Source organism: Streptomyces sp. ICN903, assembly GCF_022015835.1.
Lineage (GTDB): Bacteria > Actinomycetota > Actinomycetes > Streptomycetales > Streptomycetaceae > Streptomyces > Streptomyces fenghuangensis.
The window spans coordinates 666-23,630 of sequence record NZ_JAKMAY010000014.1 but is presented as its reverse complement, the minus strand read 5'-3'; the positions used below and the strand labels follow the sequence as shown (position 1 = coordinate 23,630).

17 protein-coding genes and 1 pseudogene are annotated in these 22,965 nt (G+C 71.6%); 9 read left to right on the top strand and 9 right to left on the bottom strand.

Going from position 1 to position 22,965, the window contains the following annotated elements:
• The 5 genes from L7D48_RS02935 to L7D48_RS02915 all read left to right on the top strand — a co-directional run.
• Nucleotides 1-984: AMP-binding protein (locus tag L7D48_RS02935; RefSeq protein ID WP_237877069.1), on the top strand; the 984-nt coding region annotated here is incomplete at its 5' end.
• A gap of 15 nt (nt 985-999) precedes the next feature.
• Nucleotides 1,000-2,187: a cytochrome P450 gene (locus tag L7D48_RS02930; RefSeq protein WP_237877067.1), complete on the top strand. Its 1,188-nt coding sequence runs from the start codon at nt 1,000-1,002 to the stop codon at nt 2,185-2,187.
• Nucleotides 2,175-4,727: a lantibiotic dehydratase gene (locus L7D48_RS02925; RefSeq protein WP_237877064.1), complete on the top strand. Its 2,553-nt coding sequence runs from the start codon at nt 2,175-2,177 to the stop codon at nt 4,725-4,727. The genes L7D48_RS02930 and L7D48_RS02925 overlap by 13 nt, the downstream gene beginning before the upstream one ends.
• An 8-nt stretch (nt 4,728-4,735) precedes the next feature.
• Nucleotides 4,736-6,472, top strand: coding sequence for a tryptophan 2-C-methyltransferase (tsrT, locus tag L7D48_RS02920; RefSeq protein ID WP_237877062.1), 1,737 nt, complete (start codon nt 4,736-4,738; stop codon nt 6,470-6,472).
• The gene (locus L7D48_RS02915) at nt 6,469-7,314 is read left to right on the top strand and encodes an SDR family oxidoreductase (RefSeq protein WP_237877060.1); all 846 of its coding nucleotides are present in this window, start codon (nt 6,469-6,471) and stop codon (nt 7,312-7,314) included. The genes tsrT and L7D48_RS02915 overlap by 4 nt, the downstream gene beginning before the upstream one ends.
• Nucleotides 7,315-7,979: 665 nt before the next feature.
• Here the strand turns inward: L7D48_RS02915 and L7D48_RS02910 are convergent.
• Nucleotides 7,980-8,720, bottom strand: a complete 741-nt coding sequence (locus L7D48_RS02910) for an SDR family oxidoreductase (protein ID WP_237877058.1) — start codon at nt 8,718-8,720, stop codon at nt 7,980-7,982.
• Nucleotides 8,721-9,111: 391 nt separating this feature from the next.
• Nucleotides 9,112-9,402 carry an Atu4866 domain-containing protein gene (locus tag L7D48_RS02905; protein ID WP_237877057.1) on the bottom strand — a complete coding sequence of 97 codons (291 nt, stop codon included), beginning with the start codon at nt 9,400-9,402 and terminating at the stop codon, nt 9,112-9,114.
• Between the two features lie 528 nt (nt 9,403-9,930).
• Here L7D48_RS02905 and L7D48_RS02900 point away from each other — a divergent pair.
• A complete protein-coding gene (locus L7D48_RS02900; RefSeq protein WP_237877055.1) occupies nt 9,931-10,122 on the top strand; it encodes a hypothetical protein in 192 nt (63 codons plus the stop codon).
• Nucleotides 10,123-10,157: 35 nt separating this feature from the next.
• On the opposite strand, the gene L7D48_RS02895 is transcribed toward L7D48_RS02900, so the two are convergent.
• The 3 genes and pseudogenes from L7D48_RS02895 to L7D48_RS02885 form a co-directional block, all read right to left on the bottom strand.
• Nucleotides 10,158-11,015, bottom strand: a complete 858-nt coding sequence (locus L7D48_RS02895) for a helix-turn-helix transcriptional regulator (RefSeq protein ID WP_237877053.1) — start codon at nt 11,013-11,015, stop codon at nt 10,158-10,160.
• 275 nt (nt 11,016-11,290) lie between these two features.
• A pseudogene (locus L7D48_RS02890) lies at nt 11,291-11,767 on the bottom strand (transposase).
• A 152-nt stretch (nt 11,768-11,919) separates the two neighbouring features.
• On the bottom strand, nt 11,920-13,386 hold the full coding sequence (locus L7D48_RS02885; RefSeq protein ID WP_237877051.1) for a non-reducing end alpha-L-arabinofuranosidase family hydrolase: 1,467 nt from the start codon (nt 13,384-13,386) through the stop codon (nt 11,920-11,922).
• A gap of 719 nt (nt 13,387-14,105) precedes the next feature.
• Here L7D48_RS02885 and L7D48_RS02880 point away from each other — a divergent pair.
• The gene (locus L7D48_RS02880; RefSeq protein WP_237877049.1) at nt 14,106-15,539 is read left to right on the top strand and encodes an endo-1,4-beta-xylanase; all 1,434 of its coding nucleotides are present in this window, start codon (nt 14,106-14,108) and stop codon (nt 15,537-15,539) included.
• Between the two features lie 383 nt (nt 15,540-15,922).
• On the opposite strand, the gene L7D48_RS02875 is transcribed toward L7D48_RS02880, so the two are convergent.
• From L7D48_RS02875 to L7D48_RS02860, 4 genes are all read right to left on the bottom strand, one after another.
• Entirely contained in the window at nt 15,923-16,603 is a 681-nt protein-coding gene (locus tag L7D48_RS02875; RefSeq protein ID WP_237877047.1) for a LysE family translocator, read from the bottom strand.
• A 379-nt stretch (nt 16,604-16,982) separates the two neighbouring features.
• Complete coding sequence (locus tag L7D48_RS02870) at nt 16,983-17,675, bottom strand: response regulator transcription factor (protein WP_237877045.1); 693 nt, start codon at nt 17,673-17,675, stop codon at nt 16,983-16,985.
• Nucleotides 17,672-18,898 carry a histidine kinase gene (locus L7D48_RS02865; protein WP_237877043.1) on the bottom strand — a complete coding sequence of 409 codons (1,227 nt, stop codon included), beginning with the start codon at nt 18,896-18,898 and terminating at the stop codon, nt 17,672-17,674. The genes L7D48_RS02870 and L7D48_RS02865 overlap by 4 nt, the downstream gene beginning before the upstream one ends.
• 32 nt (nt 18,899-18,930) lie before the next feature.
• Nucleotides 18,931-19,809 (bottom strand): CPBP family intramembrane glutamic endopeptidase, encoded by an 879-nt coding sequence (locus L7D48_RS02860; RefSeq protein WP_237877041.1) that lies wholly within the window; start codon nt 19,807-19,809, stop codon nt 18,931-18,933.
• Between the two features lie 1,353 nt (nt 19,810-21,162).
• Here L7D48_RS02860 and L7D48_RS02855 point away from each other — a divergent pair.
• Together L7D48_RS02855 and L7D48_RS02850 are read left to right on the top strand one after the other, a co-directional pair.
• Nucleotides 21,163-21,498 carry a CATRA system-associated protein gene (locus tag L7D48_RS02855; RefSeq protein WP_237877039.1) on the top strand — a complete coding sequence of 112 codons (336 nt, stop codon included), beginning with the start codon at nt 21,163-21,165 and terminating at the stop codon, nt 21,496-21,498.
• The coding region (locus L7D48_RS02850) for a CATRA conflict system CASPASE/TPR repeat-associated protein (protein WP_237877038.1) at nt 21,485-22,965 on the top strand (1,481 nt) is incomplete at its 3' end. The genes L7D48_RS02855 and L7D48_RS02850, both read left to right, overlap by 14 nt.

Below are 22,965 nucleotides of genomic sequence, written 5' to 3'. Positions count from 1 at the left end.
GCCCCGCCTCCCGGCGTCGACGGCCCCACCTACGCCACGGCCTCCTCCGGCACCACCGGCCGGCCCAAGCTGCTCTTCGGCCGGCCGCACGAGGTGGCCGACGCGGTCGAGCTGTACGTCGATGGCATGCCGGAGTACGCCGCGGCCGAGGTGTTCGCAACCTGCTCCGCGATCGACTTCGCGGCCGCCTTCTACATGGTGGTCGCACCGGCCGTACTGCTCGGCCGCGACCTGGTCCTGTTCCGACCGAGCGGCTGGGAGACCGCCCTGCCCCAACTGGCCGGGCGGCCCGGCGTGTGCCTGGCCCCGCCCGCCATCGCCGTCCTCGGCGCGCGGACCGCGGCCGGCCGGGACGCCTACGGCGGCACGTCGTTCGTGCCCGCCGGCGGCGGCCTCACCCCGCAGCGCGCCGAACGCATCCGCGCCGGCTTCACCGGCTGCGAGTTCCTCACCATGCTCGGCTCCACCGAGACCGGCCTGCTCACCGTCGGCCGCGAGGTTCGCGACGACGGCCACGTCGGGTCCCCGCTGCCCGGCAAGCCGGTGTGGCTGGAGGACCTCGGACCGGACGGTGTCGGAACCCTGTGGACGCGCGGCCCCGACACCCGGTTCGCGGCGACCGGCGGCGTGCTCGCGGCCCGGCCGGACGGCGCCGTCAGCACCGGCGACCTCGCCCACCGGGCGGGCGACGGCTTCGTCCTGGACGGCCGCAAGGACGACCTCGTCAAGATCGACGGCGTCAGCGTCTACCCGCGGGAGATCACCGCCGCCGTCCGCGCCCTGCCCGGTGCAGTGGACGCCTCGGTCTCCGTCGAGCGCGCCGGGACCGCCGACCGAGTGACCGTCGTCGCGGTCGGCGACGTCACCCAGGAACAGGTCCGCGACGCCTGCCGGCGGCTGCCCGCCCCCGTGACTCCGCACCGGGTCGTCTGCCGGCCGGCCGATCAGGCCGCCTACGACGCACGCGGCAAGGTGCTTCGCTGAGAAGAGCGTGATGCCATGACGACCAAACCCACCCGAGCGGCCGTCACCGAGGCACTGCTGAGGTGCCCGGCCCCTCTCTACGCACGCATGCACCGCCAGGGCCCGCTGATGTGGAGCCGTCCCGACGGCACCTGGGTGGTGACCGGCTACGAACTCGCCCGCCTGGTGTTGCGCGATCCGCGCTTCCGCATGCCCGGACCGCCGCGGGAGTCGCAGTGGTCCGAGAACGGCAGCCACAGCGGTTTCCTCCAGAGCATGCTGCTGGCCAGCGAGGGGGAGCGGCACACGCGGCTGCGCCGGTTCCTCGGACAACTCTTCACCCCGCGCGCGGTGCGCGCCCGCACCGCGCGGATCGAAACCGCCATGGCGGCGATCCTGGACGACGCCGCGGCCCACCCCGTGGTGGACGGCGTCGCCGACATCAGTGCCCGCCTGCCGGTGAGCGTGATCGGCGACCTGGTCGGCATCCCTCCGGAGGACCGCCATGAGGTCAGCGATCTGTGCCGGGCGATCAGCAAGGGAGGTGGCGTCGCCTCGGGCCGCCCGTCGGACGAGGAGGTCGGCACCGCACTGACCCGCGTCGACGAACTCGGCCGCCTGGTCACCCGATGGATGGGACAACCCCGGCACCACATGCCCGACTCGGTGCTGGCGCTGGCCGCCGCCGCGCGGGGGACCCCGCAGGAGCTGTCCGACACCGAACTGCTCGCCAACGTCTTCAGCCTCTACATAGCCGGCCACGACACCTCCCGCAACATGCTCAGCGGCCTGCTGCTGCGCCTTGCCACCCGGCCCGAGCTGCTGCGGGACCTCGCCGCCGGCACGGTCGACACCGCAGCCGAGGTCGACCGGCTGCTGCTCGCCGAGTCCCCCCTCACCTTCACCGTCCGGGTCGCCCAGGAGGAGTGCGAACTGGCCGGGCAGCACATCAACGCCGGGGACCGGATCCGGGTCATGCTCGGTGCCGCCAACCACGAACTGCTCACCTCCGACCCGGACGTCGACCATCCCGGCGTCAGCTTCGGCGAAGGACGCCACGTCTGCCTGGGCGCCCATCTGGCGCGCACCGAGGGCCGGATCCTGCTGGAGGCGGTCGGCCGCCACTGGTCCGGCGTCCGGCTCGCCGCCGAACCCACCTGGGCCCCGCACTTCTTGCACCGCGGGCTGGACCGTCTCCCTCTGGAGATCACATGGCGGCCGTGAGCGGCGCCGACCGGACACAACCCACCGACCGGGCCACCCTGGGCCCGGTCGCGGTGCGCCGGCGGTGCCGTGTGCCGGGAACCGTCCTCGCGGACCTGGGCAGCGACCTGGTGTGGCAGGCGGCCGGCGCCTGGGCCGCCGCCGAGGACACCGTCCGCGACCTCGGCGCCCGCCTCGCCGACCACCTCGGCGCACAGGTGCCGACGGCACCGCCCGAACAACGCCGCGACCTGCTGCGGGCGCGGCGCGCCGCCTTCAACGCCCGCCCCCTGCCGGACCGGCCGGTGCCGGGGGGCGAACCGGTCGCGTCGTACACGCGCATGGTGGCGGCCCGAGACTCCGCCCGGCGCGAACTCGACCTGGCCCTGGGCAAGCTCGCCCGCACGGCCGGCGCGGCCGTGGACACGGTGCTCACCGACCCGGACATCGCCTGGTCCGTCGAGTTGTCCGTGCCCGGCCTGCTCGCCGCCGGACCGCTCGGAGTGCTGGACCCGGCCGCGGGCCGCAGGACCCGGCGCCGCGCGATGACGCTGCTGCGCCTGGTGCAACGCGCCGCCACCAAGCCCACGCCGTTCGCCGGTTTCGCCACCACGCATCTTCTCTTCCGGGACGGCCCGGCCACCGTGCCCCGCCGCCACGTACGGGTGCAGCGCGCGGTCGTCGAGTGGACACGGCGGTGGATCGCCGCCGACGGCCACCGCATCCTGCGGCCGGAGCACCTGTGGCTGACGGCCAACCCGAGCGCACTGGTCCGCGAGGACGCCGAGGGCCCCCGCGTGACGTGGCTCGCGTCCGGCCCGGACGGCGCCGAACGCGTCTTGTCCGCACGCTGCAACCCGGCACTGGCCGACACCCTGCGCCGACTGCGCACCCCGGTCCGCCTGGACACCGTCGCCCCCGACGGCACCCTGCCCGCCGCGCTCACCACCCTCGCCGCCCGCGGTCTGCTGGAACTCGGCCCCGTGCTGCCGACCCACGGTCGCCGCGTCCTGCACACCGCGGCCGAGGCGACCCGCCCCGCACCGGGCGCCGGCGCCGAAACCGCCCAGGACGTGCACGACACCCTGTGCGACCTGCGCGACGCGGAGGACGACCTCGCGGTCGCGCGGCACGCCGACGCCCTGCACCGCGCGCGGCGGGGCGTCGCCCGCCTCGCCCGCACCCTGCAGGCCGCCGGCCAGGACGCCGGCCGCGCGGCGGTCGGCGAGGACGTCGTGGGCGTCGCCACCGACGACGGCATCCTGCGCACCTCGCCCGACGTCCTCGCCGACCTGGGCCGGGTGCAGCGCATCGTGCCGTTGCTCGGCGCCGAACTGCCCTTCCAACTGGCCACCGCCATCGCCTTCCGGCGCCGCTTCGGCGCCGACCCGGTGCCGCTGCCCGCGGCCTACCAGTGGTTCCTGGAGGCCGGCCGCAAGGAGAGCGACGCCCTGCTCACCGACTGCACCGCCGACGAACTCGCCGCGGTGCTCCACCTGCGGGAGCGCCTGTTCACCGGACTGCGCGCGGCAGCGGACCGGTCCGGCACCGAGGTGTCCTGCGACCCCGACCTGCTGGACGCGGTGGCGGCCCGGCTGCCCGACGCCGTTCTCGACCTGCCGTGCGCGGCCTGGCCGGTCCAGGTCGCAGGCGAACGCCTGGTCCTCAACGGTGTCGGCAGTGGCCACGGTCGGTTCGCCGCCCGGGTCGCGGCCGACCTCGACGACACCCGGACGGCCGAACTGCGCACCTGGGCGAGCACCGCCCACACACCCCACCGGGACGGAATCCCGGTCGATATCTCCGCGCTGCTCGGCGCCACCGTCAACGAGCACCCGTTGCTGCTGCCCGCCGCACTGGCCTGCCCCGGCCGCGCGCTGGAGTGCCCGCCCGAGAACCGCATCGACCTGTCCGCCTGCACGGTACGCGCCCAGGACGGCCGACTGCTGCTGTTCAGCGACCGCTTCCCCGGACGGCCGCTGTTCCCCGTCCCGCACAACGCCACCCTGCCCACCGTCGCGCCCGGCCTGTACCGGTGGCTCAGCCGCCTTGGACCGGCCACCGGCGCGACGCTCGACCTGTGGGACCACGTGGACGCCCGCACGGCACCCCACGACCCGGCCGCCGTCCGCCACTACCCACGCCTGACCCTCGGGCGTCTCGTTCTCAGCCGCCGAACCTGGAAGGTGTCCGGCGCCGCCCTGCCCGACCCGGCACCGGCGGATCCGGCCGAGGAGACGCTCGCCTGGTACCGCTGGTGCGCGCGCACCGGCGTGCCCCGGCGCTCCTTCCTGCGTACCACCACCCTGCCCGACCCGTGGGACGTGGTACGCGGCCGGGCCGACAAACGGCCGGTGCTGGCCGCGCGTTCCACCTCCGGCGCGGCCATCCGCAAACCCCTCTACGTCGACCTGTCCCAGCCGCTGTGCCGTCCGGCCGTGACGGCCGCCCCGGGCGACACCCTCACCTTCACCGAGCCCCTGCCCGACCCCGTCGGCCCCGGCCCGGACGGCCGGGTCACGGAGTACGTCCTGGAGATCTCCCAGCCTCCGCGCGCGTAAGGAAACCCATGGAACACAAAGGCACCGTCACCCTCGTCAACCCCAATCAGATATACCCGCCCATCGCGCCCTACGCGCTGGACGTGCTCACCACCGCACTGGAGGCCGCCGGCTTCGAGGCCCACGTCCTGGACCTGACCTTCCACCTGGACGACTGGCCCCGGGTGCTGAAGGAGTACTTCCGCGCCCACCGCCCACTGCTCGTCGGCGTCACCTGCCGCAACACCGACACCGTGTACGCCCTCGAACAGCGGCCCTTCGTCGACCGGTACAAGACCGTCATCGACGAGATCCGCCGGCAGACCCCGGCACCCGTCATCACCGGCGGGGTCGGCTTCTCCACGATGCCCTTCGCCCTGGTCGACTACTTCGGCGTCGAGTACGGCGTGAAGGGACCCGGCGAGAAGATCATCTGTGACCTGGCGCAGGCCCTGCACGAGGGCCGGCCCGCAGACGACGTCCCGGGACTGCTGATCAACCGCGGCCCCGGCCACGTCACCCGGGTTCCGCCGCCCGCGCTGACCGGACGCCCGACCTTGCCGCAGCCCCTCTCCCCGAGCGCCGTCGGCCACTACGAGAGCCGGGTCTGGCAGGCCGAGACCGAACTCTCCTACACCCGCCGTTCCGGCGTACCGTACAAGGTCGACAACCTGCGCTACTACCGGATGGGCGGCCTGGGCAGCATCCTGACCAAGAACGGATGCGTCTACAAATGCAGCCAGTGCGTGGAACCGGATGCCAAGGGCACCCGGTTCGCCCGCCGCAGCCTGCACGCCGTGGTCGACGAGATCGAGTCGCTCACCGCCCAGGGCATCCACGACCTGCACACCACCGACAGCGAGTTCAACCTCTCCATCGCCCACAGCAAAAGCCTGCTCCGTGAGATCGTCCGACGCCGCGACGCCGACGTCACCAGCCCGCTGCGCGATCTGCGACTGTGGGTGTACTGCCAGCCCGCCCCGTTCGACGAGGAGTTCGCGGAACTGCTCGCCGCAGCCGGATGCGCCGGCGTCAACGTCGGCACCGACCACGTGCGTCCCGAGATGCTCGACGGCTGGAAGGTCACCGGCAAGGGCACCCGCTACTACGAATTCGCCGACACCGTGCGCCTGGTGGAACTCAGCCACCGCCACGGCATGCTGACCATGGTCGAGGCACTGCTCGGGATGCCGGGGGAGAACCTGGAGACGATGCGCGAGTGCGTCGACCGGCTGATGGAACTGGACGCCACGGTCACCGGCTTCAGCCTCGGCCTGCGCCTGTTCCCCTACATGGACCTGGCGATCTCCCTGGCCGAGCAGTGCGACGGCGTCCGCACGGTTCCGGGCCTGCAGTCCAACACCGCCACCCGGCCCATCGTCCTCAAGCCGCTGGCCCAGTGCGACAGCCCCGTCGAGTACGAGCGGCAGTTCATGTTCGACGAATCGGGGAACTTCCGCCTGGTCTGCTACTTCTCCCCCGACCTGCCCGAGGCTCCGGGCACCGTGGGCAGCCCCCACGGGATCTGGCGGGGATCCGTCGACTTCCTGTGGAACCACATCCCCGAGTCCGAGCGCTACCGCGTCATGCTGCCGACCCTCTCCGGCAGCAGTCAGAACGACAACAACTACGCCGACAACCCGTTCCTGACCAGCTTGAACCGGCAGGGCCACACCGGTGCCTTCTGGGCCCACTGGCGCAACCGCGAAGCCATCCTCAGCGGCGCCGGCACCCTCCGTGAACTGGCCGCGGAGGGCTCCCGATGAGCGGGACCGAGAACGTCCCCGGGGAGACCTCCGCCTCGTTGCGCGGCCAGGTCGCGCTCGTCACCGGTGCCGGGCGAGGCCTTGGCCGGCTCCTCGCCCTCCGCCTCGCCGAGGAGGGCATGGCGGTCGGTCTCGTCGGCCGCGACCGGCGGTCGCTGGACGACACCGCCGGCGCCTGCGCCCGGCACGGCCCCGGCACCGTCGTCGCCCTGGCCGACGTCCGCTGTCCCAAGGAGACACGGCAGGCCGTGCGGGACGTCCAGACCGCGCTCGGCCCCGTCGATCTGCTGGTGAACAACGCCGGACTGGTCGACCGGGGCGAACTCCCCTTCTGGGAGGCCGACCCCGACCACTGGTGGGACGTCTACGAGACCAACGTCCGCGGCACCGTCAACGCCTGCCGAGCGATCGCGCCCGAGATGGTCCGACGCCGGTCCGGCCGCATCGTCAACGTCAACTCGATCCTCGCCGTCCGCACGGACCCCCGCTACTCCGCCTACAGCGGGTCCAAGGCGGCCCTGCTCGCCCTCACCGGCGTCCTCGCCGACTCCCTCCACGCCCACGGAGTCCGCCTGTTCGACCTCAGCCCGGGCATGGTCCGCACCGACATGACCCTCGGCATGGCCATCTGCGACGGCCGCGAGGACTGGACGGACCCCGCGCGCTTCCTGGCCGCGGCGGTCCGCCTGGCCCGCGGCGAACTCGACCCGCTCGCCGGACGGTTCCTGCACGCGGGCACCGACGACCTCGACGCACTGCTCGCCGCGGCCGACCGGATGCGCGCCGACGGCGCCCGCACCCTGCGCCTGCGCGCCCACGGCCCCGCGGACCCGGCCGGATGAGCCTCGAAGAGCATTTCGTCCCGGCGAGGCTGTTTGGTTCGGGGTTCGGATGTCGCGCCAGTCCGGGGTGGATTCGCGGGCGAGCCGGCGGTGGTGCACGAGCCGGCCGAAGGTCCGCTCGGCCATTCAACGCCGGGGATCACCCTGAACCCTTCGACCCCGGGGCCGCGTTGGACGACATCGACATCGACATCGACATCGATGCCGAGGCGGGCGCCGTGGTCGATGACCTTGGCCGAGGTTTTGATGTTCTGGGCGTCCAGCACACAGGCGTTCGGCTCGGCGTTCCGGCCTCCCGTGCCAGGAGTCGCAGCAGGCCGGGAACGGCGGTGACCGGGGGCGTCTTGGGACCGGACAGGAGCGACGCACCGAAACGGGCCGAGGCACGGAGAATTCAGCCCCCCATGGCCCCTGTCGAGCACTACCGCCTCAGCGGTTTCGGACCCGCTCACCCCCGAAGCGCCACCAGACGACCTCGCCGGGACAGAACGATCTCTGAGCCTGTTCGGTGGTGTGGCCCAGCACGCCCGAGGAGGACCGTTCTCCCCTGATCGCGCGTCGCGGGCCAGGACGGCAGCGAGTTGGACCCGGCGGCCGCGCCCCCGGGTGCGGATGACGACGCCCCGCCCCCGCCATGAGCGGCGGGGACGAGGCGGGGGACCGGCTCAGGCGTAGCCGGCGGTGGGGCGGACGATGATCTCGTTGACGTCGACCTCGGCGGGCTGGTCGATGGCGAACGCGATGGCCGCGCCGACGGACGAGGCCGGGATGGCGACGCTGCGGTAGGTACGCATCTCCTCGCGGCCCACCGGGTCTGAGATGGACTCCGCCAGTTCGGACTCGGTGACGCCCGGGCAGATGGTGGTGACCCGGATGTCGCCGCCGACCTCCTGCCGCAGGCCCTCCGAGACGGCCCACACGGCGTACTTGGTGGCGCAGTAGACGGCCGCGGTCGGGGAGACCTGATGGGCGCCGATGGAGGCGACGTTGACGAACTGGCCGTAGTGCTGAGCCCGCATTACCGGCAGTGCGGCCGCGATGCCGTGCAGGACGCCGCGGACGTTCACATCGATCATGCGGTTCCACTCGTCGAGCCGGAGTGCCTCCAGCTTGGACAGCGGCATCACACCGGCGTTGTTGACCAGGACGTCGACGCGGCCGTGCCTGCTGTGGGCGGCGTCGACGAAGGCCCGTACCTGTTCGGCGTCGGTCACGTCCAGAGGGTGGTACTCGGCGCTGCCGCCGGCCGCCTGGATGTTCTCGGTGAGCCCCTTGAGCCGCTCGGTGCGGCGGGCTCCGAGAACGACATGGTGGCCTCGCTCGGCGAGCAGTTTGGCGGTCGCCGCGCCGATGCCGCTGCTGGCGCCGGTGATGAGGACGACCTTCTGACTGGTGGAGGGGGTCATGGAAGAAGAACTCCTTCGGAGTGGAGCGGCCGACGCGGCGAGCCGTTCCTCGAGCCGCGTCCGTCGTACGGGCGGAGCGGCGATGCGTCGGCTCTCGGTGGACTGTGGGGGGCTGCCGAGCCCGGTCGGTGGGATCCCGGTGCTCAGGGCCAGGGTCGTGCCTCGTCCGTACCGTCCGGCTCGGACAGGGCGTTCCAGATGATCGGAGCACCGGTGGAATCCGGGATCCCCTGTACGGCGACGGGGGTTTCGCGGTCACGGACAGGGAGGGCCGCTCACCGGCCTGCTCGTTCGACGGGTTGCTCGACCGCTGTGCCACCCGTCGGGCGGCGGGCGAGCGGCGGGCGTTCGCGAGCCTTGGGAGCTCAGGCCGCCCGCGGCTGAGACTCGCTCATGGCCGGGCTCCCTGCCGGGCGCGCGGGTCGCCTTCGCGGTAGAGCACGAGGTGTTCGTGGAAGAGAACGCCGTCGCGGACGTCGCCGGTGGCGGTGAAGCCGGTGTCGTCGACGTAGTCGAGGTGGCTGCCGGTGACGGTGTAGCGGCCGGTGTAGGCGCTCCGGCGGTCGCCCCGGGCCTCGTCGTAGCGGCCGTTCGGCAGCAGTTCCTGGCGGATGAAACCGTCCGCGGTCACCCACATCCCGACGTACTCGTGTGCGTCGCGGGTCGTGTCGTTGCTGGTCATGGCTCTACCCTCGGCCCCGCGCCGGAAAGCAGCCAGGACGCCGTCCTCCTGGGTGCGGGCCTCCTGGGTGCCGCGCACCCAGGATCATCGGCGGCAGGGCCGTACGGCAGCGGTACGGCGGACGTACACGGCCTGCGGCCGGCAGTGACGCGGTGGCGACATCCGCCTGGGCCGGAGCCCTTGCGGCGCGCAGCTCCGCGGCCCGGTTGCGGAGTTCTCGTCGTCGGCGCCTGGCAGCGGCGCCGGCCCGGGAGGGCCCGGCCGCACGGGAGCCCCTGGCGGGATCCGCGGCATGAGCGCCTGTAGGCCCCGGATGACCGCACCCGCCCCTCACTCACCGCCACAGCGGGCGGCACCCGTGATGGGTGCGGTGAACCTGGGGGCAGGGCGGTCTGGTTCCGACGACCGAGTCCGTCGAAACTGATGGAGCGGAAACCGCCCGGGCTCATCCACCACCCGATCGGCTCCCGGCAGCGCACTTCGCGCATCGCACACACCGATCGCCCCGAACCCACCGGGGAACGAGCGGTGAGCACCACCGACACGGACGTCGCGGGCTGGCACTCCAAGGCTCTGGACGAGATCCTCTCGAACGACGCGGGACGCCCTGTCCTGTTCACCAACGCCCGCATCCTGACGATGGACCCGCTGATCGGGACCATGGCCCTGCCGACCACGCCCGGCCCGGGTCCTCTCCCGCCGCGCGCTTCGGTCCGTTGACGCATGGACGCCGGCCATGGTCGCGGAGTGGGTCCTCACGTGGCCCGCCTCGGCGAGTCGTCCTGGTGTCCGGGGCGGGTGGTCACCGCCAGCGAGCCGAGCAGACGGAGTGCGTCCGTGGTCCCGGTGCCCTCCTGGGCGTGGTAGACGATCAGCTGCTGCCCTGGGGCGGAGCGTACGTCGAAGGCCTGCATGCGCAGGGTGAGTTCACCGACATCGGGATGCAGCAGCACCTTCGCGGCGTCACTCTTGCCCCGTGCGTCCCGCCTCCGCCAGAGGCCGGCGAACTCGTGGCTGCGCTCTGAGACCGTCTGCAGTACCTCCTGGATCCGCGGGTCGTTCGGCCGGGCCCCCTCCAGGAAGCGAAATCCCGCGACCGCGTTGGCCGCGGCCCTCTCCCAGTCCGCGTGGAACGCACGGACCGACGGGTCGAGGAACATCGTGAGCAGCACGTTCGCGCCGGGTTGCAGGTGGGGGAAGACGGCTCGCCCCAGCGTGTTCGCGGCCAGGACGTCGTAGGCCCGCCCCAGCAGCAGGGCCGGCGTGCGGTCCCACAGCTCGGCCAGGGCCAGCAACTGGGCATCCGCCTGCTCGATGCCGCCTTCGTAGCGCGGGAGCGGGGTCAGGCCCGCGATCCGGTACAGGTGCAGCCGGCCGTCGTCGTCCAGCAGCAGCGCGTCGCTCAGGGCGTCCAGAACCTGCGGCGACGGGCGCCGCTCACGTCCCTGCTCCAGTCGCAGGTAGTAGTCGACGCTGATGCGGGCCAGCATCGCGACCTCTTCGCGCCGCAGGCCGGGAACCCGTCGCCGCCCGTCCTCGGGCAGACCGACATCGGACGGCGTCACCTGCGCACGCCGACTCCGCAGGTAGTCGCCCAGTTTCGAGGTGTTCATGTTGCTCAGGCTAGGCTCCCGAGCGGCTGGGAGCCTGGCCCCAGTACCCCCAGGACAGGTCGCGGTCCCCTGTGGTGCCCCAGTCCGTCGAGGGGGGCCGTGCCCGACACCCTCGCCACTTGCACGCCGCCGGGCTCGATGCCGTCCTCGCGGGCGCCGACCCGCAGGGACGGTGGAATGCTCGGTGTAGTTCCTGTTCAAGGACTCCCTCAACTCCCACCCGGCCTTCTCGGTGAGCGTTTGGTTCTCGGTTGTCCGTTTGATTTGTTCGTCGTTCAGGTGCCGCGCCAGTCGGGGGTGGCTTCGCCGGTGAGGCGGCGGCTCATGAGGTTGATCATCGCGAGGTGGATCATGGCTTCGGAGCGTGTGGGCAGGGTTTCGCGGTTGCGGGCCAGGCGGCGTTGCATGAGCCGGCCCAGGGTGCGTTCGATGACTCAGCGGCGGGGCTGGGCGGTGAGCAGGGTGAAGGCGCCGTCCTTCTGTCAGGTGGTGAAGGAATCCGTAGACGTTCCGTCAGGGCGGGAAGCCGTGGGGGAGGTGGCGCCAGGGGATGCCGGTGCGGTCGGCGCAGAGGATGGCGTCCATCAGGTCGCGCAGGTCGGGGGCGGGGCGGCGGATGCCGGCCCGGGCCGCTCGCCAGGGGCCCGGGCCGCTCGCCAGGCTTGTGGGGTGGGGTGGATCAGTTCCCATCGGGCGTCGGGCAGGTCGCCGGGGCAGTGTCGTCGCGGCCGCGTACTGCCGGGGTACGGCAGGGCTTCGTCGGTGGGCAGGGCGCACGGAAATGCCTCAAAGCCTCACTGTGCCGACGGGGACCTGGGCTTTTCGGATTACGGCGTGGCGGGCTCGGCCATCCGCCGAGCCCGCCACGCCGACTCCCTACCGGAGCCGGAATCGTGTCGTGCCGTCAGCGCTGCAGTGTCAGCAGACCCGGGCGGTAGGGCAGGAGGCCGTAGTCGCCGCCGGAGTTGGGGCTGCGTCCCTGGTAGAGCAACTGCAGATTGCAGGGATCGACGGTCATGGTCTGATCGGGGCTGGTGCGGATCAGTTCGCCGTGGCTGATGTCGTTGGTCCAGGTGGCGCCACTGTTGGCCTTGCCGGCGAAGGGGTTGTTCTCGGTCGCGGCCTGGGGTGTCCAGGAGCCGTTCAGGCTGGTGGCCGTGAAGGAGCGGAAGTACCGGCCCTGCGATCCGATCGCCTCGACGATCATGAGGTAGCGGTTCTGGCCCCGCAACTTGTAGACCTGCGGGGCTTCGAACAGGTTGTTCGTCGTGTCGCTCATGATCACTGTCGAGGTCGAGCCGAAGCTGCCCGGGAAGTTCCCGATCGGCATGCTGGCCCGGTAGATCTTGCCGTTGTCGCCGGCGAAGAACAGGTACATGTTCGTGCCGTCACCGATGAGCGTCTGGTCGATGGGTCCTGTTCCGGAGTCGGAGATACTTCCGGAGAAGAGGACCTGCTCGGATGACCAGCCGTTCGGGTTGGTGGGGTCGCTCGACGTCCGGTAGGAGAAGGCGGTCCTGCCCCACTGGTAGGCGAGCACCCAGACGTTCTTCGGAGCGAAGTAGAAGAGCGTGGGCGCGACGGTGGAATTGGACATCGTGTTCTGGCTGGCCGAGGCCATCTCCGACCAGTTGGTGAACAGGCCGAAGTTCATCGAACCCCACCTCGTCCCCGTGTCGTGCGTGGTCGCGTAGACGAGTTGCCTGCCGTTGTAGGGGGCGACGGTGAAGTCCTTGAGCGAGACCCATCCCTGCTTGGGCTGCGCCAGCGCGCCCGTCGATGTCCAGCGGTAGGTCGACGGAAGATCACACGAGCCGGGGGTTTCGGTGCCGACCTTGACGAGCCGCCACTGCTGGTTGGCGCCGCCCCAGTCGTCGTACTGGACGATGTTCGCGTTGTCGGCGGTGGAGGCGCCTTGCACTTCGAGGGCCTTGTTGCTGTGGCGCGAGATGAGTCTCACGTAGCCGTCCGAACTGTCGGCCAGCCGCCACTGCTGGTTGGCGCCGTTCAGGTCGGTCCACTGGACGATCGAGCCGCCGTTCGCGGTGGACCAGTTGTAGACGTCCAGTACCTTGCCCGAGTGGCGGGACTTGATGCGGTAGTAGCCGTCCCCGGAATCGACGAACTGCCACTGCTGCTGGTTCTGGTCGTTCCTGGTCCATTGGGTGATGCGGGCGCCGTCGTCGGTCGCCATGTTGTAGACGTCCAGGGCTTTGCCACTGTTGCGGTTGACCAGCACATAAGAGGCGTTGGGGTCTACGGTCGCGGCTTCGGCGGGCTGGGCGCCGAGGAAGGCGGCCGCCAACAGCAAGGAAACAAGGACGCCGAGTAAGCGCCTTGGGTGGACTGGAGACGAGTGGCGAAGCCGCATCAGGGGGCCTCCTTGGGGTGGGGGGTGAGATGACGTCGATGAACCGCGGAACGGCCGTGCCGGGGGCAAGGGCAGGTTCGAAAGTTTCGGAGGCGTCCCGCTTCCGTGACGCCACAAGCTAGGAAGGCGGGGCCTCGCGGTCAAGGCCTGTCACCGAGCTGTCCGTAAACGCTTGCTTCCCCTCGGACGCGACAAGCCGTCACGCCGACCGGGCTTCCGCAAGTTCACGATGCGGCTCGCCGGTCCAGGGATCCGCCCGGCTCGCGAGGGTTCGAAAGTTTCGCGCTTGGGGCGAAAATCTTTCACGCCGCGAGGGTTGACGAGGTGCTGACAATTCCTCAATATCTTGTCTGGGTAGTCGGCCATGGTTCGATATTTCGAACGTCATGGTCCTGTGCGGACTGCGCTGTACGGCAGAGCCGCACACAGCGGCACGACAGATCCGCACACCGAAACACCTGCGCCACCCCGTTTTTCGTTCCGGTGAGGCTCACACCGACGCATCCTGACGCCTCGTACAGGCGGAGAGGTGCGCGACGCCGCGTGACGCCCCCGGCTGAGCAGCGATGGAGTGCCCGTGCCTGTGTCGAAAGGCCGCTGCCGCCCGGTGTACGTCACTCGGCGACCGACCGGGCACCGCCCGTGTCGGCCGAGATCCTCCCGGCTCCCATGACCGCGGTGTCCGGTGGTTCCGTTATTTCTACCTTGGAGGCACAGCCATGGGCTCTCATGCCCTTTCCAGATCCGTTGTCCGGCGGAAGCTCCGCGCTCTGCTGCCGGCGCTGGTCGCCGGCGTCCTCGGTGTGATCGCCGTACCGGTCGCGCCACCGTCCGCTCAGGCCGCCGAGAGCACGCTCGGCGCCGCGGCGGCGCAGAGCGGCCGCTACTTCGGCGTCGCCATCGCCGCGAACAGGCTGAGCGACTCGACGTACGCGACGATCGCGGCCCGTGAGTTCAACTCGGTGACGGCCGAGAACGAGATGAAGATCGACGCCACCCAGCCGCAGCGGGGCCAGTTCAACTTCACCGCCGCCGACCGCGTCTACAACTGGGCGGTGCAGAACGGCAAGGAGGTGCGCGGCCACACCCTGGCCTGGCACTCCCAACAGCCCGGCTGGATGCAGAGCCTCAGCGGCAGCGCACTGCGCCAGGCGATGATCGACCACATCAACGGCGTGATGAGCCACTACAAGGGCAAGATCGCGCAGTGGGACGTCGTGAACGAGGCCTTCGCCGACGGAAGTTCGGGAGCCAGGCGCGACTCCAACCTGCAGCGCACCGGCAACGACTGGATCGAGGTCGCCTTCCGCACCGCGCGCGCCGCCGACCCGTCCGCCAAACTCTGCTACAACGACTACAACGTCGAGAACTGGACCTGGGCCAAGACCCAGGCCATGTACCGCATGGTGAAGGACTTCAAGCAGCGCGGCGTGCCGATCGACTGCGTCGGCTTCCAGTCGCACTTCAACAGCGGCAGCCCCTACAACAGCAACTTCCGCACCACGCTGCAGGAGTTCGCCGCCCTCGGCGTCGACGTGGCCATCACCGAACTCGACATCCAGGGAGCCTCGCCCTCGACCTACGCCGCCGTGGTCAACGACTGCCTGGCCGTCTCCCGTTGCCTCGGTGTCACCGTCTGGGGCGTGCGCGACAGCGACTCGTGGCGTTCGGAGCACACGCCGCTGTTGTTCTACAACAACGGCAGCAAGAAGCCCGCGTACACCGCCGTCCTCGACGCACTCAACGGCGGCTCCACCACTCCGCCGCCCGGGGACGGCAACACGATCAAGGGCGTCGGTTCGGGCCGCTGCCTGGACGTGCCCAACGCCAGCACCACCAACGGCACCCAGGTCCATCTGTGGGACTGCCACAACGGCACCAACCAGCAGTGGACGTACACCGATGCCGGCGAGCTCAGGATCTACGGCAACAAGTGCCTGGACGCCGCCGGCACCGGTAACGGTGCCAAGGTCCAGATCTACAGCTGCTGGGGTGGCGACAACCAGAAGTGGCGCCTCAACTCCGACGGATCCATCGTCGGCGTCCAGTCCGGCCTCTGCCTCGACGCCGTCGGGGCCGGCACCGCCAACGGCACCCTGATCCAGCTCTACTCCTGCTCGAACGGCAGCAACCAGCGCTGGACCCGCGCCTGAAAAGGCCTGCCACCGACGAAAGGGTGAATCGGGTGACGGCCTGCGGTGCGGCTTCCCCCGCCCCTCCACGAGGTCGTCGCTGATGGTCACGGGTCGCCGCCGTGATGGCGGCGACCCTCGTGACCGGCTTGCTCGCCGGAGTGAATCCGGCACCCGCCGAGACGGCGACGGTGGACACCGATACCCGGTACGCCCTGGTCAATGTTGCAGGGTCCGTCCCAGCCTGTGACCGTGAGGGCCTCGGCGCCGGATGCGGCGGCGACCAACCCCAGTCGCGACAGCGGACGGCGGAGGGGCGCCCGGCCGCAGCCACTGGCCGCCGGTGGTGCCGCAGGTCGGCACGGGGACAGGCGCCGGAGGCACCCGCACGGTGCGACGGCTCGTCAACCCACGGTGGCGAGGCCGAAGCCAATGGCGATGAAGAGCCAGCCGGTGGTCATCTCCCACCGGTGGCGGAAGGCCGGTCGGCTCAGCAGGATCCGCAGCTTCGCCGCGACATTGACCAGAACCAGCCAGTAGACGATGCCGATCACGACGTCCAGTACGCCCAGGAAGAAGATCTGCTCGGTCATCGGTCCTGTCCGGTCGACGAACTGGGGGAGGATGCTGAGGAAGAACAGCGCGGCCTTGGGATTGAGAACATTGGTCAGCAATCCCTGGGTGAAACTCTCCCTCCAGGTGATGCCGTGGCTTCCGTCCCGGGCCCTGCCGTCGTCTTCCCGGTCGCCGGGGGAGGCGTCCGGGGAGGGCCTCCCCCGGCGACGCCGCTCGACGGCGCTTCGCCGGACCGCGATCAGGGCCCGTACACCCAGGTAGACCAGGTAGGCCGCCCCTGCCAGCTTGATCCCGGTGAAAGCGGTGGGGGAGCGGGCGGCGATGACGGAGAGCCCGAGAGCCGCTGCGAACATGTGCACGCACAGTCCGGTCTGTGCTCCCAGGGCGGCCGCCCTTCCCAGCGCTGGACGCAGAACGGCCGCTCTGACGATCACGAGGAAGTCCGGGCCGGGGACCAGGTAGGCGAGCAGCACCACACCCAGGAACCCCACGAGATCGACCGACAGCATCGATATCCGTCCTTTCCGTTCGCACATCGTGCGGGCAGTACCTGGAATGTGGGGCCGTCCGGCTCCCCGGTTCTGCACGGAACGGTCAGGCGGCCAGGTAGGCGGCCCGCGCCGGCATCCGCCGCCCCACTCCCGACCTGCGCGACCGGTACCGGGAGAAGGACCTGTTGCCCGAGGCCCTGGAGACCGTGATCGACGCGGCCGGCAGGCACCCTGGGCGACACCGTCCGGCAGATTCTGCGCGAGAGCGGCCTGGACCGGGTGCTCCCGGGTGCTCCCGATCGATCGCTGACGAGCCGACTGAAGGTGCCGGGGGGAAGGAGTCTCGCCTGGGCCGCCTGGTGGGCGGAGCTGTACTTGGGGCACACGGCCATGCCGGTCACGGTGTACCGGGTACCAGTCCGGCCCGGTAGGCGAGGACGACGGCTTGGACGCGGTCGCGCAGACCGAGTTTCGCCAGGATGCGCGACACGTAGGTCTTGACGGTCTCGGGCGTGATGAACATCGCCGCAGCGATCTCCGCGTTCGACAGCCCCTCGGCGATCAACTGGAGCGCTTCCAGCTCGCGGGGGGTCAGCGCACGCACAACGTCCTGTCTGGCCGGCAGGGAGGTGTCGGCCGGTCGCAGACGCTGGGCGAAGTGGCCGATGAGGTGGCGGGTGACGGCGGGTGCCAGCAGGGCCTCGCCCTGGGCGACGGTCCGGATGCCGCCCACCAGCTCCGCCGGAGGCGCGTCCTTGAGGAGGAAGCCGCTCGCTCCGGCGCGCAACGCGTCGTAGACGTAGGCGTCGACGTTGAACGTGGTGACGACCAGCACCTTCGGCGCGTCCTCGGCATCGGGACCGGCCAGTTGGCGCGTCGCCTGGATGCCGTCGAGCAGGGGCATCCGGATGTCCATCACGACCACGTCGGGGCGCAGCCGCCGCGCGGTCTGAACCGCCTCGTGGCCGTTCCCGGCCTCCCCGACGACCTCCATGTCGGGCTGCGCGGAGAAGATGGTGACGTAGCCGGTCCGCACCAGCGCCTGGTCGTCGCAGACGAGCACACGGATCGGTGGCGGCGCATCGCTCACGGGGTCACTCCTGAAGGGGGCTTGGACGGAATCGTGGCGCGGACCTCGAACCCGCCTCCGGGGCGGGAACCGGCCCTCAGTTCACCATCGAGCATCCGCACCCGTGCACGCAGCCCGGCCAGCCCGCGTCCGCCCGCAGGGTCCGGTTTCCGCGTGACCGGTGCGGCGGCGGGTCCGTCGGTGGTCACCTCGATCTCGATGCGCTCGTCGCCGTGCCGGAGCAGGATCCGTGTCGGCTTCCCGGCCGCGTACTTCATGGCGTTGGTGAGGGCCTCCTGCACCACCCGGTACGCGGCCAGCTCCACGTCCACGCCCTGCGGCCGCCGCTCGCCCTGCTCGCTGAACTCGACCGGCTGGCCCGACCTGCGGGCCTGCTCGACCAGGTCCCCCACCCGCCCCAGGGCGGGCGCCCGGCCCGTACTCACCGGGTCCGCGGAGGCCGACTCGCCGGTCGCCTCCAGGACACCGAGCAGGTACCGCAGCTCCGTCAGCGCCCGACGGCCGGTGTCGCTGACGGCCGTCAGCCCCTCACCGGCGCGTTCCGGCGCGGACGTGAGCAGGAACTGCGCCGCGTCGGCTTGGACCACCATGGCCGTCACGTGGTGGGTGACCACGTCGTGCAGCTCGCGGGCGATCCGCGCCCGCTCGGCGGCCGTGGCCGCCTCGGCGGCCAGCCGCCGTCGCTTCGCCTCTTCCGCCCGCCGCGTGCGCACCGTACTCCCCACCAGCCAGGCCGCGGCCAGGGCCAGGGAGAACGCGAGATAGTCCGGTATCGACTGCGGTGAGCCGAGGCGGTCCAGGGCGATGGCCAGCACGGCGTAACCCGCACTCGCCACGGCGACCAGGCCGTGGCGGAAGCGGATCTGATGGGCCCCGGCGGAGTACAGGGCCAGATACAGCCCCACACTCGCGAACGTCGTCGCGAAGCCCAGCGCCTGGTGCACGGCGAACGCGCCCGCGATGACGGCCAGGCAGGCTGCGGGCCGTCTGCGGCGGACCGCCAGCGGCAGGATCTGGGCCAGGACCAGCCCGACGCCCAGCGCGTTCGCCGGCCGCTCGGGCAGATCGCCGATCTGCGCACCGATGTGGGACAGGGGCGGCACGAAGGCCAGCAGGGTGAGCGTCAGAGCGAGGATGCCGTCCCTGAGGAGAGCACCCCGCTCCTGCCACCGGTCGAGCGGCGCCCGGAGCAGCGGGAGGCTCCAGGGCGCCTGGCGGGGCATCACTTCCGTTTCCTCCAGTCGGCCTGTCTGTCTCAGTGGCCCGCGCGTCGGCGGGCCCTGATGCCACCGCTCCGGTGGGCGAGGACGAGCATCGGGACGGCGAGAGCCACGCCGACGATGACGGGCACAACCGATGCCTCCAGGCCGAAGCCGCCACCCGTCAGGAAGGCGGAGCCATGGACATCGACGGTGAACAGACCCTCGGGCGTGTGCCCGGAGACCGGGACGCCGAGCAGCTGCTCCGTGGTGTTCCAGGCGAAGTGCAGACCCGCGACGAACCAGATGTTACGCCGCCACAGGAACGCGGCTCCGAGCAGGACTCCCGCCTCCAGAGCGATCGCCAGTCCGCTCCACGCGTTCGCGCCAGGGGCTCCCAGGTGGGCGACACCGAAGAACAGCGAGGTGGTCACGATGGCGGCCCGGCTGCCCCACAGCTTCTCCAGAGCCTGCAGGGCAAGACCGCGGAACAGCAGCTCCTCGGTGACCGCAGCGCCGGCCTGCACCGCGACCGCGGTCCAGACGACCGACATGAAGCCGTTGCCCGCCCAGGAGAACGAATAGCCTCCGAACACCGTGATCAGGAGGGCGGAGACGAGGATGAAGCCCAGGCCGATCCCACCGCCCAGCAGTGCCTCCCGGCCGGCTCCGGACCAGGCGGTCTCCGGCGTGGGGCGCCGTGCGACACGGCGCATGACCAGCCAGTACACGGCCACCGCGGCGGCTGCGCCCAGCACCGGCACCGGTCCGGGTCCGGTCGCCGTCAGGCCCGAGACCAGGCCGACGCCGACCATTCCCGTCAGCATCCAGCCGAGCGGGGAGCGCACGATCCGGCCGAAGCCGCCGCCGCCTCTGTCGCGGTCCTTGTCCGGGCCGGAGCCTGTGCGGTGTCGTACGGCTGACGTGGTGCCCATGATGGCCTCCCCGGTAGTGGTCACACCCGTGGTGACCTGACGACCACGCTAGGAACCTGAGGACGCCCGCGAATCACCCCCGCACGGACAGTTCCTGTGGCTCTCACGGGGGATGCGCCGCCCGCCCCCGCCCGCTCCGCCACGGGACGCGGTTGAAGCACGAACAGGACCGGACGTCGTACGAGACGGCGCGGAGCACGACGCCCCCGACCCCGGCCCGCTCCCGCACCGTACCTACGCCGAACTGGTCGGCGGGCCGCTGGACGGCCCGCTGCCGCACCGGGCTGGTCGCCGACGCACCGCAGACGGCAGCCGCGACTCGCGGCGGCCTGGACGGCGCCGTGTTCCACTCCGACCACGGGGCCCGACACGGCTCCCGGGCCTTCGCCGACCTCTGCGACCGGTTCGGGGTGACCCGGCCGATGGGTGCGGTCGGCACCGGCGCGGACAACGCGGCCTGCGAGAGTTTCCACGCCTCCCCGAAACGCGAGACTCTCCAGGGCGCCCGCGACTGCGGCGACGCCGACACCTGCGGAAGGACGGTATTTGCCTGGCCGGCCCGCTACAACACTCGCCGCCGGTACTCCGCCAACTTCGTCGGGTTCCGGCCCCGGACGCGGACGGGTGACCCGGCGGCGAAATCGTTCCTGGCCCCAGTACCTGCGGTGCGTCGGCGGACGCGGGCGGCGGTGGCGGCGCTCGGATCCTCGTGGGTGCGGTGGTCGGTGCCGTTGAGGGGGCAGCGCAGGGCCGAGCGCTTCTGGTTCGATCCGGTTCGGCCAGAATCCGCAGAGCGGTAGGAAGACGAGTTCGGCGTCGTTGTCAGCGGCCCGGCTGTGGGCCTCGGCATGCTTGTGAGGAGATGTCGTTCAGCACAATCAGCCGACATCCCTCGACCACCTCCACGAGAGATCAGGTCCTGGGGACAATCCGCTGACCGCCGAGCAGCACCTCGGTCACCTGGCCAACGGTGCGAGCCGAGCCACCCGTGATGCGGTCGGGAGGCGTCACGCAAAGGAATCCCCCAGTCCTGTATCCGTGAGCCGGAATGTGATCCCGCCCGGCGCACCTCGGCCATGAGCTGCACGTGCGGGAAACGCTTACGTGAGGACAGCCACCTGTCTGTCTCCTCGGGGGCGAGCAGAGATTATCGGAGAGCGGCGCTCGCGGCTCCGGCGCTCTGTGCGCCGGGGGGGGAGGAGGCCCGCGCTCGCAACCTCGCCGACCGTGTCGCCGTTCCGCCGGGAACGGACGGCGGTGACAGCCGGATGTCCGGGCCGTTTCTCCCGTCCCGCTGACGGCGGGACGGGCGCGCTACTACGCTCCCGTCACGTGGAGCCGGAGACACGACGCATGGCCGCCGAGGTTCTGGAGGACGTTCCGGCCTGGCGGCTGAAGCGGGAGAACTGGATCGCGGTCGGGCATGGCCTGGAGGCCATGCGGCGTGCGCTCGCGGCCGGGGACGCCGCCGGCCTGCGGCGGGCCGTCGCGGTCGTGGAGATGGCGGGCCCGTACCGCATCGTCGGTCTGGAGGACGCCGCCCTGCTGCCGCTTCCCGAGGACTGCCGGGAACGGGTCAACGAACTGGTTCACGCTCTGGATCCGGTGGATCCGGTGGATCCGGTGGACCGGGCGGACGGGTGGACCACCTCCGGCGGCGACAGTGCGAGCACCGGTGCTGCGGGCTGAGGCCCTGGGCGTGCACTTGTTCGTCCTCACCGGCGGAGCGCACCGGGACAGGGCCCTCGCCCTGCTGGAGGAGGTGTGGGACGGGTGCGGCACCGTGCTGGGGATGACGGATCCGGTGGAGCGGACCGGAGTGGCGGTGCAGCCGGAGAGCGGCTGGGAATCGCTCCCCGGCCCGGCTTCCACCGGGGCGGCGGGGCTGCTCGCCGCCCGGAGACGGCCGGGATCCGGGGTGTGGCAGGCGGCCCTGCGGCGGGAGCGCGACGTACTGTGTCTGTCGGTCATGCTGGCTCCGGCCGCCGAAGAGTCCCTGGGCTGGAGGGAGCTGGACGCGCGGTGGTCGGCGGTCCTGCCGGCCGGGGACACCCTGGAGGGACGACCTCGGAGCAGGGGCGTACTGGGAGTGGCGAGACTGTACCTCGCGCGGCTCGCCGAGCCGGGGGTCCGGCCCGCGCCGGATGCCGGCCACCCGCCGGCCGCGGTGGTACGGGCCCGGACACCGGCCGATCCCGCCGCGCCCGGCAGCTGGCCGTACAGAGGCGTCACCGTCTCCCGGGGCTTCGCGGTGTGGGAGGCGTCCGCTGCCCGGGACACGCGCCTGGAACGCCGATTGGTCGTGGTCGCCGGCCACGACCAGGACGGGGAACTGACGGCCTGGACCTGGACGACCCGGGCGCGCGAGCTGCCCCCGCTGGGTAAGTACCTCCTGCACGCCGCCAAGCTCCGCCACCAACTGCGTGTCTGGTCCGCGGCCGGGAGCGCCGGGCGCCTGCGCGATGCCGCGGACACCGCCGTCGCCGAACTGCTGGAGCGGACCGCCGCTCCGCACGGCCCCGGCCGCGAAGCGGACCTGCTCCGGGCCACCCGTGCCCTGGTCGGTCTCCAGGCCCGGGAACGCGGTCTGGTCGACCGCTCGACACGCAGCCGCGAGATGGCCCGCACCGTGGAGATCGCCGCCGCCAACCTCGCCGCCCTCGGCGACTCCGCACCCGCCCACGCCGCCCACGTCCAGCTCGCTCCCTGCGGGCCGTTCGCCGACGACCGGGCGCTGGCGGAGTGGTTCGGCAGGCGCCTGGACGACGAGGCCACCTACCTGGAGGCCGCGCTGCGCCGCTGCGAGCAGGTCGGCGCGTTCGCCGACCAACTGCTCCAGCGCGCCCGGCAGCGCCGTCAGGAGACGGTCAACCTCGGCCTCACGGGTGCCGTCGGAGCGGTCCTGATGAGCCTCACCGCCGTCCAGGCCCTGCAGTACACCGTCCCGCTCCCCGGCCCGGTCAAGCCTGCCGTCGTCACGGCCCTGGGCGCTCTCGCCCTGCTCGCCTCCCTCGTGGTGCTGCGCATCGTGGTGCCCGAGCGGCGCTGGACGGCGGCCCTGGTCCGGTTCGGCGCGGCGGCGCTGGGCGCGTCCCTGGCCTGGACGGCGGTGTCCGCCGCGGGCGGCGGCACGGGAGCGGGCTGGACGTGGGCGCC

Coding starts and splice junctions, on each gene's coding strand:
- L7D48_RS02930 (WP_237877067.1), top strand. CDS start 1,000: ATGACGACCAAACCCACCCGAGCGGCCGTCACCGAGGCACTGCTGAGG.
- L7D48_RS02925 (WP_237877064.1), top strand. CDS start 2,175: ATGGCGGCCGTGAGCGGCGCCGACCGGACACAACCCACCGACCGGGCC.
- tsrT (WP_237877062.1), top strand. CDS start 4,736: ATGGAACACAAAGGCACCGTCACCCTCGTCAACCCCAATCAGATATAC.
- L7D48_RS02915 (WP_237877060.1), top strand. CDS start 6,469: ATGAGCGGGACCGAGAACGTCCCCGGGGAGACCTCCGCCTCGTTGCGC.
- L7D48_RS02910 (WP_237877058.1), bottom strand. CDS start 8,720: ATGACCCCCTCCACCAGTCAGAAGGTCGTCCTCATCACCGGCGCCAGC.
- L7D48_RS02905 (WP_237877057.1), bottom strand. CDS start 9,402: ATGACCAGCAACGACACGACCCGCGACGCACACGAGTACGTCGGGATG.
- L7D48_RS02895 (WP_237877053.1), bottom strand. CDS start 11,015: ATGAACACCTCGAAACTGGGCGACTACCTGCGGAGTCGGCGTGCGCAG.
- L7D48_RS02885 (WP_237877051.1), bottom strand. CDS start 13,386: ATGCGGCTTCGCCACTCGTCTCCAGTCCACCCAAGGCGCTTACTCGGC.
- L7D48_RS02880 (WP_237877049.1), top strand. CDS start 14,106: ATGGGCTCTCATGCCCTTTCCAGATCCGTTGTCCGGCGGAAGCTCCGC.
- L7D48_RS02875 (WP_237877047.1), bottom strand. CDS start 16,603: ATGCTGTCGGTCGATCTCGTGGGGTTCCTGGGTGTGGTGCTGCTCGCC.
- L7D48_RS02865 (WP_237877043.1), bottom strand. CDS start 18,898: ATGCCCCGCCAGGCGCCCTGGAGCCTCCCGCTGCTCCGGGCGCCGCTC.
- L7D48_RS02860 (WP_237877041.1), bottom strand. CDS start 19,809: ATGGGCACCACGTCAGCCGTACGACACCGCACAGGCTCCGGCCCGGAC.
- L7D48_RS02855 (WP_237877039.1), top strand. CDS start 21,163: ATGGCCGCCGAGGTTCTGGAGGACGTTCCGGCCTGGCGGCTGAAGCGG.